At 37.7% G+C, this 15,927-nt stretch carries 13 protein-coding genes; 10 read left to right on the plus strand and 3 right to left on the minus strand.

Annotated features, from left to right (window positions below; translation table 11 throughout):
* Positions 1–7: 7 nt before the first annotated feature.
* Genes yajC through secF form a run of 3 tightly spaced genes read left to right on the plus strand, consistent with a single transcriptional unit; the run spans position 8 to position 3,174 of the window.
* Entirely contained in the window at positions 8–343 is a 336-nt protein-coding gene (gene yajC / locus XM47_RS01660; protein WP_048688647.1) for a preprotein translocase subunit YajC, read from the plus strand.
* 29 nt (positions 344–372) lie between these two features.
* Positions 373–2,226 (plus strand): protein translocase subunit SecD, encoded by a 1,854-nt coding sequence (secD, locus tag XM47_RS01665; RefSeq protein ID WP_077066430.1) that lies wholly within the window; start codon positions 373–375, stop codon positions 2,224–2,226.
* Between the two features lie 3 nt (positions 2,227–2,229).
* Positions 2,230–3,174: a protein translocase subunit SecF gene (secF, locus tag XM47_RS01670; protein WP_048688653.1), complete on the plus strand. Its 945-nt coding sequence runs from the start codon at positions 2,230–2,232 to the stop codon at positions 3,172–3,174.
* Between the two features lie 283 nt (positions 3,175–3,457).
* Here secF and ppnP read toward each other — a convergent pair whose 3' ends face one another.
* A complete protein-coding gene (gene ppnP, locus XM47_RS01675) occupies positions 3,458–3,739 on the minus strand; it encodes a pyrimidine/purine nucleoside phosphorylase (protein WP_048688656.1) in 282 nt (93 codons plus the stop codon).
* Positions 3,740–3,976: 237 nt separating this feature from the next.
* On the opposite strand from ppnP, the gene fadI reads away from it, so the two are divergent.
* From fadI to XM47_RS01700, 5 genes are all read left to right on the plus strand, one after another.
* The gene (fadI, locus tag XM47_RS01680) at positions 3,977–5,287 is read left to right on the plus strand and encodes an acetyl-CoA C-acyltransferase FadI (protein WP_048688659.1); all 1,311 of its coding nucleotides are present in this window, start codon (positions 3,977–3,979) and stop codon (positions 5,285–5,287) included.
* The gene (gene fadJ, locus XM47_RS01685) at positions 5,287–7,443 is read left to right on the plus strand and encodes a fatty acid oxidation complex subunit alpha FadJ (protein WP_048688662.1); all 2,157 of its coding nucleotides are present in this window, start codon (positions 5,287–5,289) and stop codon (positions 7,441–7,443) included. Before fadI ends, fadJ begins: the two co-directional genes overlap by 1 nt.
* Positions 7,444–7,615: 172 nt before the next feature.
* Positions 7,616–9,220, plus strand: coding sequence for an NAD+ synthase (locus tag XM47_RS01690; protein WP_048688666.1), 1,605 nt, complete (start codon positions 7,616–7,618; stop codon positions 9,218–9,220).
* A gap of 16 nt (positions 9,221–9,236) precedes the next feature.
* Positions 9,237–9,575: a P-II family nitrogen regulator gene (locus tag XM47_RS01695; RefSeq protein ID WP_048688670.1), complete on the plus strand. Its 339-nt coding sequence runs from the start codon at positions 9,237–9,239 to the stop codon at positions 9,573–9,575.
* A gap of 24 nt (positions 9,576–9,599) precedes the next feature.
* Positions 9,600–9,980, plus strand: coding sequence for a rhodanese-like domain-containing protein (locus XM47_RS01700; RefSeq protein ID WP_048688672.1), 381 nt, complete (start codon positions 9,600–9,602; stop codon positions 9,978–9,980).
* 139 nt (positions 9,981–10,119) lie between these two features.
* On the opposite strand, the gene tpiA is transcribed toward XM47_RS01700, so the two are convergent.
* Together tpiA and XM47_RS01710 are read right to left on the minus strand one after the other, a co-directional pair.
* Positions 10,120–10,920, minus strand: coding sequence for a triose-phosphate isomerase (gene tpiA, locus XM47_RS01705; RefSeq protein ID WP_048688675.1), 801 nt, complete (start codon positions 10,918–10,920; stop codon positions 10,120–10,122).
* 259 nt (positions 10,921–11,179) lie between these two features.
* Positions 11,180–12,625, minus strand: a complete 1,446-nt coding sequence (locus XM47_RS01710; RefSeq protein ID WP_048688677.1) for a sulfatase — start codon at positions 12,623–12,625, stop codon at positions 11,180–11,182.
* Between the two features lie 433 nt (positions 12,626–13,058).
* Between XM47_RS01710 and XM47_RS01715 the strand changes: the two genes are divergently transcribed.
* Both XM47_RS01715 and XM47_RS01720 read left to right on the plus strand, forming a co-directional pair.
* Positions 13,059–14,267 carry a glycoside hydrolase family 88/105 protein gene (locus XM47_RS01715; protein WP_149865425.1) on the plus strand — a complete coding sequence of 403 codons (1,209 nt, stop codon included), beginning with the start codon at positions 13,059–13,061 and terminating at the stop codon, positions 14,265–14,267.
* Between the two features lie 372 nt (positions 14,268–14,639).
* Positions 14,640–15,818 (plus strand): hypothetical protein, encoded by a 1,179-nt coding sequence (locus XM47_RS01720; RefSeq protein WP_149865426.1) that lies wholly within the window; start codon positions 14,640–14,642, stop codon positions 15,816–15,818.
* Positions 15,819–15,927 lie beyond the last annotated feature (109 nt).

The raw sequence follows: 15,927 nt of genomic DNA on the forward strand, positions 1-15,927 counted from the left end.
GAAATTTATGGACTTTTTAATTGCAAATGCATACGCAGAAGGTGCTCCAGCTCAAGAAGCAGGCGGTTTACAAATGCTAATCATGTTGGGTATTTTTGGCGCTATCTTTTATTTTATGTTGTATCGTCCGCAAGCTAAGCGTGTAAAAGAGCACAAATCATTAATCGAATCACTTGCTAAAAACGATGAAGTTTTAACTCAAGGTGGTTTAGTCGGTAAAGTCGTTAAAGTAAGCGAAGATAAAGATTTTATCTCAGTTTCTTTCACTGATAATGTTGAAATTGCGGTACAAAAGTCTGCTATTACAGCTGTACTTCCAAAAGGTACTATCAAATCTATCTAATAGATTAATCAATTTAATAGGATATTCTGGTGTTAAATAAATACCCACTATGGAAATACCTGATGGTGCTGATTGTTGTCGCCGCAGGTTTTTTATACGCTTTACCAAATATATATGGTGAAGATCCTGCGCTTCAAATATCAGCTACCCGTGGTGGTAATGTTGAAATAAGCCAGTTGGAAGAAGTTAAATCTGCTTTAAATAAAGCGGATTTAGCTTTTGATTCTATAAAACTTGAAAATAATTTAATTGTTGTTCGTTTTAAAGACACAGCAAGCCAACTTGCTGCTCGTGATATTGCTACACAAGCTTTAGGCAATAATTTTATTGTGGCGATCAACCTAATGCCGGCTCAACCTAAATGGTTAGCTGATTTAGGTGGTAACCCGATGAAACTTGGTTTGGATCTACGCGGTGGTGTTCATTTTCTAATGGAAGTGGATATGGCCGTTGCGATGGAGAAAAAACAAGAAGAATTACTTGAAGATTTTAAAACTGAACTACGAGAAGAAAAGATTCGTTATCGTCGTTTAGTACCATATAAAAACGGGGTTAAAGTTAGTTTTCGTGGTGAGGCTGATTTAGCAAAAGCTGAAGAATTATTGATTGAACAGCACCCTAAACTCATTATTGAAGCGCTAGATAATGAGAGTAATACCTTATCTGCTATTATGGGTGAAGCCCGTATTAAAGAAGTTAAAGATTACGCTCTACAGCAAAATATTACGATTATTCGTAATCGCGTAAACCAACTAGGTGTTGCAGAACCTTTGGTTATGCGACAAGGTGCTGATCGAATTGTGGTTGAATTACCTGGTATTCAGGATACAGCCCGTGCCAAAGAAATATTAAGTGCGACCGCTACGCTTGAATTTAGACAAGTGAATTATGATGCTGACGTACGCGCTGCTGTGAATGGTCGTTTACCACCTGGCTCCGAGCTTTATTATGACCGCCGTGACGGTCGCCCAGTGATCTTGAAAAAGCAGGTTATCTTAACGGGTAACCATATCACAGATGCAAATTATAGCTTTGATGAAAACCAAAGGCCGCAAGTCAATATTGATCTAGATAGTAAAGGCGGCAATAAGATGTCGAACTTTACCAAAGACAATATCGGTAACCCAATGGCGACTCTATTTGTTGAATATGTACCGACAGGTCGTAAAACACCAGAAGGTAAAGTTGAGTTTGAAGCTAAAAAAGAAGTTATCAACGTTGCAACTATCCAAGCGCGTTTATCTAATAGCTTTAGGATTACCGGTATTGATAGTGCAGGCGAAGCTCAAAACTTAGCTTTATTGTTAAGAGCGGGTGCTTTAATCGCACCAATTCAAATTGTTGAAGAAAGAACAGTTGGACCTAGCTTAGGTAAAGAAAATATTGAATTAGGTACACAAGCTATTGTTTGGGGATTCTGTTTAGTTCTAGCATTTATGTTGTTCTATTACCGAGGTTTCGGTGTTGTTGCAAATGTTGCACTTGCACTAAATTTAGTTTTATTAATTGGCATAATGTCATTGATCCCAGGCGCTACCTTAACTTTACCTGGTATGGCAGGGATTGTTTTAACCGTTGGTATGGCGGTTGATGCTAATGTACTTATTTTTGAGCGGATTAGAGAAGAAATTCGTGATGGGCGTGGACCACAACAGGCTGTTCATCATGGTTATGATAGTGCGTTTTCAACTATTGCTGATGCAAACATTACAACCTTCATTGCGGCAATAATTTTATTCGCTGTAGGCACAGGTCCAATTAAAGGTTTTGCTGTTACTCTAGCAATTGGTATTGTGACTTCTATGTTCACAGCTATTGTGGTTACTCGTGCAGTTGTTAATGCTTCTATTGGCGGTCGTAAAGTCAATAAGTTATGGATTTAGGGAATCAGAATAATGTGGATTAAAAATACCATTCAATTTATGTCATGGCGTAAAATAGCCATGGCGATGTCATTCCTATTAATTGCAACTTCAATTGGTTCTTTAGCGACTAAAGGCTTGCAATTTGGCTTAGACTTTACCGGCGGAACGCTAATTGAAGTAGGCTACGAACAAGGTGCCGATTTAGAGAAAGTTAGAGCTAAATTAGATAGCTCAGGCTTCCCCGATGCAGTCGTACAACACTTTGGATCTAATACTGAAGTTTTGATCAGATTGGCGCCAAGAGAAGACACTAATGCAAATACCTTAAGTAACCAAGTGCTTTCTGCAATATCAACAGATGAATTAGGCCATGCCGATATGCGCCGTATCGAGTTTGTTGGTCCAAGTGTTGGTGAAGAGCTTAAAGAGCAAGGTGGTTTAGCCATGCTTGTCGCGCTTATTTGTATCTTAATCTATGTTGCTTTTCGCTTTGAGTGGCGATTTGCGCTAGGGTCAGTTTTAGCCTTAGCACATGATGTTATTATTACAGTCGGTTTATTCTCTGTACTTTCTATAGAATTCGATCTGAATGTATTAGCTGCTGTTTTAGCTGTTATCGGTTACTCATTAAACGATACTATTGTTGTATCCGACCGTATTCGAGAAAACTTCAGAAAACTTCGTGAAATTGGTCCTGAAGAAGTGATTAATATTTCTTTAACGCAAACGTTAAGTCGAACTATGATTACATCCGTAACAACTATTTTAGTTTTACTTGCTTTGTTCTTTGTTGGTGGTGAATTGATCCATGGCTTCGCAACAGCATTGTTGTTTGGTGTGGTAATTGGTACATACTCATCGGTTTACGTAGCAAGCTCATTAGGCCTAATGTTAGGTATTAGCCGTGACGACTTGATACCGACTGTGGTTGAGAAAGAAGGCGAAGACCAAGACGCTATTATGTAATCACCTAAAATTACGGAATTAATTAAAAACCGATGCCAGCATCGGTTTTTTTATATCTAAATTTCAATTTATATTGATTTAGCTCTAGATATCAAAGTCTTATGAGTATTAGGGATAATAATTATTTTAGCTGAGATGTAGGTGAAAGATAGCTGAATCGAATGACTGAAGAAAATATGTAAGAATCTGAAATGTTAAAGAAGCTCTGTTTTATCTGAGTTAGCCTAGAGGAAATAAGACAAAGTCGGGCGCTAGCGCTACTTTGTCTTATTGACTTAACTACTTATGCATATGTACAAAGGTATGCAGATTGAGAAGTCGTTTTAACTTGGAATTTTTGATTTGCTGCAACGTCGAAGCTTTGTGTTGCAGTAAATGTTTTCCATTCAGTTTCACCTGGTAATAAAACAGTTAACGCACCGCTAACAACTGTCATAACTTCATCTTGGCTAGTACCAAATTCATATTCACCAATTGCCATTACACCGACAGTAGAAGGTAATTTTTCACCTTCAAATGCAATTGATTTCACTTTACCGTCAAAATATTCGTTTACATTAAACATAGAGCTCTCTTAATTTGGTTGTACTAACTTACATAAAACTCAGCTTAGCTGGGTTTTGATTTTTAACGGTGCAGATTTTAGACTGATACAAAAAAAAATAAACTAATATTTGAAAAACTTACATTATCGAGCGAATAGGCTAGCAAAATTTAAACAAGTGTTTTAAATTTAATAAATAATTTGCGCTCTAAAGTAAAATACGGATACCTGCACAATGTAGGTTAACGAGGATATAAGATGGCAAGTCAGAATGGTTTAAAAACACATGATGGGCATAGAATTGCGGTCGTGAATGGGTTAAGAACTCCTTTTGCAAAACAAGCAACTGCTTATCACGATGCTTCTGCGCTCGATTTAGGTAAGCTTCTAGTAAATGAATTGCTCGTAAGAGGCGATATAGATCCTAAAATAATTGAACAAGTGGTATTTGGCCAAGTGGTTCAAATGCCATCTGCGCCTAATATCGCACGTGAAATCGTATTAGGTACAGGTATGAATGTAAATACCGATGCTTATAGTGTCTCTAGAGCTTGTGCAACAAGTTTTCAAGCCGTTGCTAATATCACAGAATCTATCTTATCCGGCAACATTACATGTGGTATTGCAGGCGGTGCAGATTCATCTTCTGTTTTACCGATTGGCGTATCTAAAAAATTAGCTTCTGCGTTATTAGATTTGAGCAAAGCCAAATCAATCGCAGCTAAACTTTCAATTTTAAAAAATATTAGGCCTAAAGATTTAGCACCAGTCCCACCAGCAATTGCAGAATATTCTACAGGCTTAAGCATGGGACAAACTGCAGAGCAAATGGCTAAGTCTCACCATATTAGCCGTCAAGCTCAAGATGAGTTTGCACATCGCTCTCATACTTTGGCTGCAAAGGCTTGGCAATCAGGTTTGCTAGATGATGAGGTCATGACTGCATACCCTGAACCTTATAAGCAAAGCTTATCGCAAGACAATAACATTCGTTTTGATTCGGAACTAAATGCCTACGCCAAGTTGAGGCCGGTTTTTGACCGAAATCACGGTTCAGTTACAGCGGCGAATGCAACCCCCCTAACAGATGGTGCTGCTGCAGTGTTATTAATGCGTGAAGATGTCGCAAAAGCACAAGGTTATCAGCCCCTTGGGTACATACATAGCTATGCATTTACCGCAATCGATGTTTGGCAAGATATGTTGATGGGACCATCTTACGCGACACCAAAAGTACTAGAGAAAGCGGGGTTAAACTTATCAGACATAGATTTAATTGATATGCATGAGGCGTTTGCTGCGCAATCGCTAGCTAATATTAAAATGTTTAAAAGTAAAAAATTTGCTCAAACATGTTTGAATCGTTCATCTGTTATTGGTGAGATAGATATGGATAAGTTTAATGTTAATGGTGGCTCTATAGCTTATGGCCATCCTTTTGCTGCGACAGGAGCACGAATGATAACGCAAACCTTACGTCAATTGAAAAGGCAAGGTGGTGGTTTAGGTTTAACGACAGCTTGCGCAGCAGGTGGATTAGGTGTGGCAATGATTTTGGAGGCTGAGTAATGAATCGTTTACAACACTTTAGCCTAGCTATTGATGAAGACCAAATAGCCGTTATAACCTTGAATGTGCCCGATGAAAGTATGAACGTGCTTTCTCGTCAAACGATGAATGAAATACAAACCATTTTAAATGAGGTTGAAAAAAACCAACAAATTATCGGTGTGGTGTTAGTCAGTGGTAAACCTGATTCTTTTATCGCAGGTGCAGATATCAAAATGATTTCAGCCTGTAAAACCCTGAACGATGCTGAAGAGCTCGCAAAAGAAGGTCAGTCTATTTTTTCTCGGGTAGAAAAAGCACCTGTTCCTTTTGTCGCTGCAATACATGGGCTATGTTTAGGCGGTGGTTTAGAGTTTTCACTTGCGTGTCATTACCGAGTTGCGACTGATGATGATAAAACTCAACTTGGTTTACCTGAAGTTAAACTTGGTTTATTACCCGGTAGCGGTGGCACACAAAGGTTACCAAAATTAGTTGGCATTCAAAATGCGCTAGATATGATGCTAACCGGAAAGCAAGTTAGAGCCAAATCAGCCTATAAAATGGGATTAATTGATGACTTAGTTCCACAAAGTATTTTATTGGAAACAGCGAAAGCTTTAATTTTGAATCCTAACTCCGATACCAAATCAGTTAAGCGAAGCATAATTAATAAAGCGTTAGAAAATAACTCTTTTGGTCGAGGCTTGTTGTTTGATCAAGCACTTAAACAGGTTGAGAAGAAAACTTTAGGTAACTACCCAGCACCTGCAAAGATCATTGACGTGGTTAAGTTAGGTGTAGAAAACGGTCACCTTCAAGGCTATCAAGCTGAAGCTCATGGGTTTGCTGAGCTATGCATGACACCTGAAAGTTTTCAATTAAGGCATTTGTTTTTAGCTACAACGGAACAGAAAAAAGAAGAAAAATTAACTACAGAAGAGGTAAGACCAATCAAAAAAGTGGCTGTTTTGGGTGGCGGTCTGATGGGTGGCGGCATAAGTTACGTTAGTGCAATTAAAGCAGGCTTGCCAGTGAGATTAAAAGACATCCAAGAGCAAGGCATTGTTAACTCTCTTAAATACAGCTATGACTTGTTAGAGCAAAAGGTTAAACGCAAATTTATATTAAAATCGGTTGCGCAAAAACAGTTAGGTTTGATTACAGGTACTACAGATTTTAGTGGGTTTAAGCAAAGAGATATTGTGGTTGAAGCTGTATTTGAAGATCTAGCGTTGAAGCAGCAAATGTTAGCAGACGTAGAGCAAGCTTGTCATGATGAAACCATATTTGCTTCGAATACTTCATCATTACCTATTGGCGATATTGCAGCGAATGCAAAACGTCCTGAGAATGTCATTGGGCTACATTATTTTTCGCCAGTAGACAAAATGCCTTTGGTTGAACTTATTCCACACGCTGAAACTAGCGACTCAACGCTGGCAACTACAATCCAGTTTGCCCGAAAGCAAGGTAAGACACCAATCGTAGTGAAAGACTGTGCAGGTTTTTACGTTAATCGGATCCTTGCTATTTATATTAACGAAGCTGCTCATTTAATGTTAGACGGGGAGCCGATTGATATTATTGATAGAGCGCTAGTGAAATTTGGGTTCCCAGTTGGCCCTCTAAAACTACTTGATGAAGTTGGGATTGATATAGGCACCAAAATTATTCCTATATTAACTCAAGCATATGGGGAAAGATTTAAAGCGCCTTCTGCTTTCGATGCGATTATTGCAGATGGTAGAAAGGGTAAGAAAAACCAAAAGGGTTTTTATAATTACCAAGCAAATAAAAATTTAGCTCAGCAGCTTATTAATAAAGTTAAGCCTCAACCTGCAATAGATGAAAGTATTTATGATTTACTGAATCTAGATCCAGCTCAAAGGTTAAACCAAGAAGAAGTTGTAGAGCGCTGTTTAGTACAAATGCTAAACGAAGCTGCTCGTTGTTTAGAAGAAGGCGTAATACAATCGCCGCGAGATGGCGACATAGGTGCTGTATTTGGTATTGGCTTCCCGCCATTTTTAGGCGGACCTTTCCGTTACATGGATAGTTTTGGTATTAGCAATTTGGTTGATAGGCTGCAAAATTTCCATAGTCGATTTGGCGAAAGGTATAAACCTGCTCAGATATTGCTTGATTATGATACTGAAGGCAGAAGCTTTTATTGATACTAAAAGTAGGCAAGCGACTAACTAAACCAAGCTAAAACACCAATTTAGCTTGGTTTACTGTATTTATATCAATTTTATTTCAATAATAGTCGAAACTAATTTGCACTAGGGCTCATTAGTTTAATATTATGCAGTTATATTTTTAGTCTATTATTTTTTGGTTTTTGCTATGCAAATAACAATTGCACAATGCAATTTAACAGTGGGCGCGATTGCGGCCAACTGCAACAAAATCGTTGAAGTTACACAAAACTCTCCTGTCGATTCAATTGTCGTTTTTCCTGAGTTATCTATCACAGGTTATCCGCCTGAAGATTTACTTTTTCGTCCCGATTTATACAAACGAGTCGATGCTGCACTTGAAACTATTGCGGCTGCATCGGCTAAACATGTTGTTGTTGTCGGCCACCCTTGGCGCGAGAATGAATGCATCTACAACAGTGTAAGTGTTTATCATCAAGGACAATTATTAGTTCGATACCATAAACAGGCTTTACCTAACTACGGTGTCTTCGATGAAAAGCGCTATTTCACGCCAGGGTCTCAAGCAGCCAGTTTTGAATATCAAGGTAAAAAAATTGGTCTATTAATTTGTGAAGACTTATGGACAGACCAACCAATAGCAAAGTTTGATGGTCAAAATATAGATTTAATATTATCTATGAATGCATCTCCATTTAACCAAGAAAAACAAACAGAGCGAGAAGCACTCATTACTAAACGTTCTCAAAACCATAATCTGCCTATCGTTTATGTTAATCATGTTTGTGGTCAAGATGAGTTGATTTTCGATGGTGGTTCATTTGCAGTTAATGCAGCTGGCGAGCTTGTGAGCCGATTAGCTTTGTGTAATGAAAGCATCGTGAGTCTGGATTTTGAGCAAGATTTTACTAAAGGTGAGATTGCTGATTTACCTGCTAGTGAAGAAGCTGAGGTATATCAAGCTTTAGTTTTAGCAACTCGAGATTATGTTAATAAAAATGGTTTTGCTGGTGCAGTACTTGGCTTGTCTGGCGGGATTGATTCAGCTTTAACTTTAGCAATAGCCGTTGATGCCTTAGGTGCTGATAGAGTACAAGCTGTGATGATGCCGTTTAAATATACGGCTCAAATGAGTGTTGAAGATGCTAAACAGCAAGCTGAAGCTTGTGGTATTGAGTTTGATATTGTTTCTATAGAGCCTATGTTCAACAGCTTTATGGGGGCTTTAACCCCAATGTTTAAAGATGATACTGTTGATACAACAGAAGAAAACTTGCAGGCTCGTAGTCGCGGGGTACTGTTAATGGCGTTATCAAATAAAAAGCGCCGTATGGTATTAACTACGGGGAATAAGTCTGAAATGGCTGTTGGCTACTGTACTTTATACGGTGATATGGCGGGTGGTTTTGCTGTTATTAAAGATGTCCCAAAAACTTTGGTATATCGTCTTTCGGAATACAGAAATACAATTTCCCCTGTTATCCCACAACGTGTAATTGACAGACCGCCATCAGCAGAATTAGCACCAGATCAAGTTGACCAGGACAGTTTGCCTGATTACGATGATTTAGATGCAATATTAGAAGCTTACGTAGAAAATGATTTATCATTAAATGAGATAGTTTCTTTAGGATATGATGCATCTGTCGTAAAAAAGGTGCTAAGATTAGTTGACATAAATGAATATAAGCGCCGCCAATCAGCGATTGGTCCTAAAATAACCCAACGCAACTTTGGTAAAGACAGACGTTACCCAATCACTTCTGGCTTTGGCCGAGAGCATGCTCAGTAGCAAAGAGGATATAATAATGAAAAAAGTAGAAGCTATAATTAAACCATTTAAATTAGATGATGTTAGAGAAGGTTTAGCTGAAATTGGTATCACGGGTATGACAGTCACTGAGGTAAAAGGCTTTGGTCGTCAAAAAGGCCACACAGAGCTTTACCGTGGTGCAGAGTATAATGTTGATTTTTTACCTAAAGTAAAAGTTGAAATTGTTGTGACAGAAGAGCAGGTCGAGCGTTGTTTAGAAAGCATAATGAAAGTTGCTCAAAGCGGAAAAATTGGTGATGGTAAGATATTCGTTACTAATGTTGAGCGCGTTATTCGTATTAGAACCGGTGAAGAAAACGACGAAGCTGTATAAAACTACCTTTAAATTGGAGTGCTTATGAGCGCGCAGCATAGTTCAGGCTTTTTAAATCTAGTTAATCAAGTAAGAGCTCAGATTAAAGAGATTGATATTGAAACCATGCTTGAAATGAAAGAGCAAGATCAAGCGTTTGTATTGATTGATGTTCGAGAGCAAAATGAATGGGCTGCAGGGCATATACCTGATGCGACTTATTTAGGTAAAGGTATCATTGAACGTGATATTGAATCTCAATTTCCGGATAAAGCGACTAAATTGGTTTTATACTGTGGCGGCGGATATCGCTCTGCACTCGCTGCGGATAACTTGCAAAAAATGGGTTATACCAATGTGATTAGTATGGATGGCGGTTATCGTCGTTGGCTTAGCTTAGGCCACAGAGTTGAGGTAGACGTTTAATCTCTTCGCTTTATGGTCATTGATAAAATGAGTGGCGATAAAGCGGGTACTTACAGTTTTATCCAAGCAAGTAATAAATTGAAATAACACAAGTAGTCAGATCGGAAGATAATGCCTGACTACTTGTTGTACTATCTAATTAGGCTAAGACAGCTTCTGCATTCGTTTGCACTGTTGCATTAGCAGCTTGTTTATTCGCTAGCTCACAGATTTCGGAGAAGTGTTCAGGATCTAAGCTCGCACCACCTACCAAAAGACCGTCGATGTTTGGCATTGCTAGTAATTCGGCTGCGTTCTTTTTATTTACACTACCACCATATATGATTCTAATCTTGTCTGCTGTTTCTTTATCAAAAATCGTACAGATTTCTTCATAGATATAAGCATGAATAGATTGTACAGATTCAGGTGAAGCCGCTTTACCACTACCAATAGCCCAGATTGGTTCATAGGCAATGCAAAGCTCTTTGCCTGTTAAATCTTGACCTTGTAATGATTCATGAAGTTGTTTATATAAAATATGCTTCGTTAGTCCTAACTCATATTGTTGCTCATTTTCACCTATGCAAATAATCGGCATTAGGTTAGCTTCTAAAGCTCTAGCGATTTTAGTCTGGCATGACGCATTATTTTCTAAGAAAACTTGTCTACGTTCAGAGTGACCAATTAAACAAAAATTACAGCCAACTTCTTTAAGCATTTGACCAGATGTTTCTCCAGTGAAAGCACCAGATTCGAATTTACTGATATTTTGACTGCCGATCATGATTGAAGAGTTTTTTAAGAAATTTGCCATATCTCCTAGATATACATAAGGAGGAGCGATACCAATATTAACTTTAAAGTTGTGGCGAAGAAATTTAGAGACAGATGCACAAATTAAATCTGTACCGCCATTTAATTTCCAATTTGCGACTACGAGTGGGCTTTTATTTTTCATAAACTTGTTAACTCCAATTATTTGGCAGAGATGATACAAGAAATATGAGTAAAGTGTTAATTGTTTTGATTTAAAATGACTATAAATGATTTCAATTGCTTGGTGGTCTGTCAGGTTTATTTGGCACTTGTAGTCACTAAAATATAGTTTTTGAACAATTGAGAACTTGATATCTCTATTATCTTGTTAATCGATAGGTTATAGACAGTTAAGCGCCAATACGCTTAACTGTCTATAACATGATGTAGTTTTAGTATAATTACTTGTTGTTGACACTACGCTTAGCATTGAAAGACGGTGCGTCTGTTGGGTATTGTTTATAGAGTAGGTCAGCCATATTTGCTTCGATATTTTTGACTGCTAATTTACCAGATAAGTTAGCCGCCGCAATTTCACTTTCTCTATGATCGTATAATTCTTTGAATAGAATTTCTTGTGTGTCAGCATTGCGCCATTCAGTATAGCGCCAAGCACCATCTGTTACAGTGACACCCATATATTTCTTACCTCTATTAAATAAACTATAAGCTGCTTTATCCCAACTCATATTTGGATTGACGAGTAAAGGCAATAAGCTTTGACCATCTACCTTAGGTAAGCTTAAACCTGCCGCACGAGCGACGGTAGGAAATACATCTATATTTTCAACTAAGGCCGATGATGCCACGCCAGTTAGTCGATATTTTGCGCTCGTTTCACGGCTAATAATAAGTGGAACTCTAGTATCTAATTGCATGTTTGTGTGCTTATTCCATGCGCCGTACTCACCTAATTTATAACCATGGTCACTCATAAATACAACAAGCGTTTTTTTACGCAGATCTAATTCATCCAGCGCTTGCATTACTTTTCCAAGTTGAGCATCCATATAGCTAACAGATGCGTAGTATGCATGGATTAGGGTTTTAGTTAGCTCGTCGTCTAACTCTCCTTTTTTCGGAATGCCACCGTACATGCGTAACTCATTCCATTTAGTCAAAGCTAACCTGTACATGTTATTGGGTTTTGAATGACTTGGTACTTCAAATTGATCGCGTTGGTATAAGTCCCAATATTTTTTAGGTGCGTTAAAAGGTAAATGCGGTTTACTAAAGCCAACTACCATCAAAAATTTATCATTTTTTACTTTTTTAAGTGTCTCTATCGCATCTAAAGCAACTTTACCATCTTTATAAAAGTCGTCCGCTACATCACCGGCTTCGTAAGCAAACTTAGTCTCTTTATTACCTTTAATGGAGTAAAAATTTTCCAATTTTTTTATGTGCGTCGTCCAGTTATCCGTATCATCAGATGTACTATGGTAAACTTTACCTATACTGATAGTTTTATAACCATTTTCTTTAAACAGCTGCGGCATGGAAACTACATTGGGTTGATTTGGACGAAGTCGACCGGCTCTATCAATTGTATATAACCCTGTGGTTTCAGGTCGTAAGCCTGTTAATATACTGACTCTAGATGGGCCACAAATGGCTTGTTGCGCATAAGCTTGAGTAAATTTTATGCCATTATCAGCCAGCGCATCAATATTAGGGCTGATTACATGCTTACTGCCGTAAGTTCCTAAATCAACTCTCAAATCATCAATTAAAAAAATCAACACATTTGGCTGTTGTGTTGGTTTTAGTATATCTGCACTATGAGCTTGGGCTGAGAGTGCGCTCAAAAATAGCAGAATAAAAGTTGAAGCAATATTTCTTTTCATAGCGAGATTTCACAATTTTTCAAATTAAAGGATTTATTTTGACTAAACTTGATTAATATAGCAGATTTGCTTTAAAGCACAATCTCAGCTTGTAAGCCTAGTCTGTGCCAGAATCAGCATTTATTTTTAAATCCGTATTAGTAAAAGTAACTAGGACTTATTGCTATACCCATTTAAAACTATATTTATCAATTATTTATTTTTTTTGGTATGACTAGTATGGCGTTAATTAAACTGTACTATTCAGTTAGGTCGTTAATCAACCTTGCCCCCAAAGCTGAACGTATAGCCAAAATAGGATCTTATTTTGTGATTAAAGATGATTTAAATTGATTTTTATTGTATAAGGTATAACTATCAGTAACATTTTTGCTCATAAATTTACATTTTGGCTTAATTTTAAATTGTTTAATCGTATACGACGGAATTCATCATGGTCATTACAAAACAAAACAAAAACAGACTAGCGGCATTTGGACTTTTCTCTGTACTCTCTAGTGGTTTAATTGGCTGCGGGGTTCAGTCAAATACGTCAGAAGTTTCAGTGCAAGCGACTGCTTCAGTCCAGCAATCAGCCTTGAATATAGGCAAACAAGCTGCCAATTGGCAGGTTAATCATTTAGATAATCTAGATTACATTGCGAAGCGTTATCATAACGCAACAAAAGATCCTAAAAACTGGATCCAAGCAGCATTCTATATCGGCTTGTCTGAATGGACTAAAACAGTAAATGATGGTGAATTGATTTCTCATATAGACCAAGTAGCTAAAGCTGAGAATTATGGTTTGAGAATGCATCGTAAAACACACGCAGATGATCATGCAATCGGTCAAACCTACTTATGGTTAACTGAGCAAACGGGCAACCATGAAGCATATAAGCCAATCCAGCAGTTATTTGATGATATTTTAGCAAACCCACCTCAAGTGGGACTAAAGATGGAAGAGGAAAAGAAAACTCGTTTCGCATTTGAAGGGCCATGTCAGGATCGATGGTGTTGGTCTGATGCTTTATTTATGGCGCCACGCACTTGGTTAAAACTATCGAATGTGACTGGGAACCCTAAATATTTTGAGTATGCAGACAAAGAGTTTTGGGCGACGGTAGACTACCTTTTTTCTGAGGAATACGGTTTATTTTACCGCGATAGCCGGTATTTTGAGTTGAAAAGTGACAATGGCAAGCCGGTTTTTTGGAGTAGAGGAAACGGCTGGGTTTTTGCTGCATTACCTCTGATTATTAATGATTTGCCACAGGATCACCCATCCCGTGATCGGTATATTGAATTATATAAAAAGAATGCTGCGGGTTTATTGAGAGCTCAAAATCCGAACGGTTATTGGCCTGCATCATTGCTAGATCCTAATAAAGTTAAAACACCAGAAGTTAGTGGCACTGGCTTTATTACCTATGGGTTAGCATGGGGTGTAAATAACGGGATTTTAACTGAAGCAAAATATAAATCTGCTGTTTTAAATGGTTGGCGTGCAATTGAACAAGCTATTGAGCCAGATGGCAGGGTAAACTGGGTTCAACAAGTGGGTAAGTCCCCGGATCCAGTCAAAAAATCAGATACCCAATTATATGGTGTGGGTGCTGTTTTACTTGCAGCCGCTGAAATGAGTAAATGGCAAGGATAGATTAAGTAAAACTACATCACTGTCAGATCTATACTTTAATGTATGGAACTACACGCATTGAACAGTTAACTAGTTTCCTGCTGATTTCACTTTTGTTACAGGCAAACATTTAGGTGCCAGTTAAATTTTACGATGCTGGCTTTATGTTACTACAATGTCCATCCAAGCATTTAATCAATCAGTTGAGATTAAGAGATAACTTTTTTGCTTATTTTGCCAGCTAAGTAATAGCTTATTTAGTTGGCAAAATTTGTAGCCGTATTTAGCCTCTATGAATTGAGCTTTTCTAGAATACAACACAGATGACTATATAAATGCTATTTTAATGTAAATTGTATACAATTGGTTGTTGTTTAATTTTGCGGTGTAGTTATGAAAGGCTCAATGCTCGTCTCCTCAATCATTTTGTGTTGCATAGTTTGTTTTTTGACTTTCTTCTATAGAAATGCAGCTAACACACCTGAATCGACCGAACCTCAAGCCAATGTTTTAAACACAGAACAAATATTTGAGTCGCATAGTCAACAAATCACCTTACAACAAGCTAAGCTCCAATCCTCAAATGTAGATGATTGCAAAAATGAAAGATCTAAGCTTGATAGTCCAGAGCAAATTAAAATTTGCATAGACTTATTATTAGTTGAAAGACCGCTGTTAATTGATGAACTGCTGAGACTATATAGCGCTTGGGCGGTATTCGATTTGGCAAAAGCTTTAGAACAATTAGTTTTGTTACCACCTGAGGTATCAAACTATTTAATTTATGACGTTATTCGTGGTGCAAGCGGTAACAATTTACATTTAATATTATCTTGGCTCGAATCTCAATCATTTGAATATAATGTTAAATCAGATTTAATTGTTTCTGCGTATGTTGGTGCAAGTATAGATAATCCAATATCTATATTATCCTTAGCAGAAAACGTAACCAATCCACAATTAAAGAATCAGGTAATTGACAGCATTTTAACTAATTGGGCAGAACAAGATTATGCTGCAGTATTAGCTTGGGTGGAGAGTCGAGAGCGTCCTGAAATGTATCACTATGTGAAAAAAAAATTGCTGTTAAACATGATAGAGGAGAAGCCTTCTGAGGCCTTGTACTATTTAGAATTAATGCCACAAAATCCAGATAAAACACAACTTATTGAGCGCTACGCTCATGTCAGCGCTGAAGTTGATTTAAGCTCAACTTTAGAATGGGCAAGAACATTAGAAGTTCAAACAGAACGAGTAACTGCGTTAAGCGCTATTTTAGATTTGGCTGTTTCACAATCCCAAGATTATCAATTTGCTTGGGAGCTTGCCTTAACTGAAAATAATTCAAGTGCTCAACAACAAATCTTAACGCATGTAGCTCAAAATATAGTAAACCAAGATATAGCATGGATTGTTGAAAGGTTTGATAGTATCCCTGAAAGTACTCAAGCTGATATAGCAAAGATAATTATGCAAAAGTGGCTTGAATTAGATGAAGAAGCGGCAATTGAATGGGCTAATTCATTATCCAGCCCTGAAAGTCGTAATGGAATCAAACAAAATCTTTTTTGAAACCTGTATTAGTTATTACATTGTTAACTTTCGCTAACTGGCAGAGGTATCAGGAACCCGATTTCAATGAAGCTCCAGATTAATGTATTCGGGTAGGAAGTAACAGGCC

The organism is Catenovulum maritimum (assembly GCF_001050375.1).
GTDB lineage: Bacteria > Pseudomonadota > Gammaproteobacteria > Enterobacterales > Alteromonadaceae > Catenovulum > Catenovulum maritimum.

Coding starts and splice junctions, on each gene's coding strand:
- tpiA (WP_048688675.1), bottom strand. CDS start 10,920: ATGAAAAATAAAAGCCCACTCGTAGTCGCAAATTGGAAATTAAATGGC.
- XM47_RS01695 (WP_048688670.1), top strand. CDS start 9,237: ATGAAAAAAGTAGAAGCTATAATTAAACCATTTAAATTAGATGATGTT.
- XM47_RS01690 (WP_048688666.1), top strand. CDS start 7,616: ATGCAAATAACAATTGCACAATGCAATTTAACAGTGGGCGCGATTGCG.
- ppnP (WP_048688656.1), bottom strand. CDS start 3,739: ATGTTTAATGTAAACGAATATTTTGACGGTAAAGTGAAATCAATTGCA.
- fadI (WP_048688659.1), top strand. CDS start 3,977: ATGGCAAGTCAGAATGGTTTAAAAACACATGATGGGCATAGAATTGCG.
- fadJ (WP_048688662.1), top strand. CDS start 5,287: ATGAATCGTTTACAACACTTTAGCCTAGCTATTGATGAAGACCAAATA.
- XM47_RS01715 (WP_149865425.1), top strand. CDS start 13,059: ATGGTCATTACAAAACAAAACAAAAACAGACTAGCGGCATTTGGACTT.
- XM47_RS01720 (WP_149865426.1), top strand. CDS start 14,640: ATGAAAGGCTCAATGCTCGTCTCCTCAATCATTTTGTGTTGCATAGTT.
- XM47_RS01710 (WP_048688677.1), bottom strand. CDS start 12,625: ATGAAAAGAAATATTGCTTCAACTTTTATTCTGCTATTTTTGAGCGCA.
- XM47_RS01700 (WP_048688672.1), top strand. CDS start 9,600: ATGAGCGCGCAGCATAGTTCAGGCTTTTTAAATCTAGTTAATCAAGTA.
- yajC (WP_048688647.1), top strand. CDS start 8: ATGGACTTTTTAATTGCAAATGCATACGCAGAAGGTGCTCCAGCTCAA.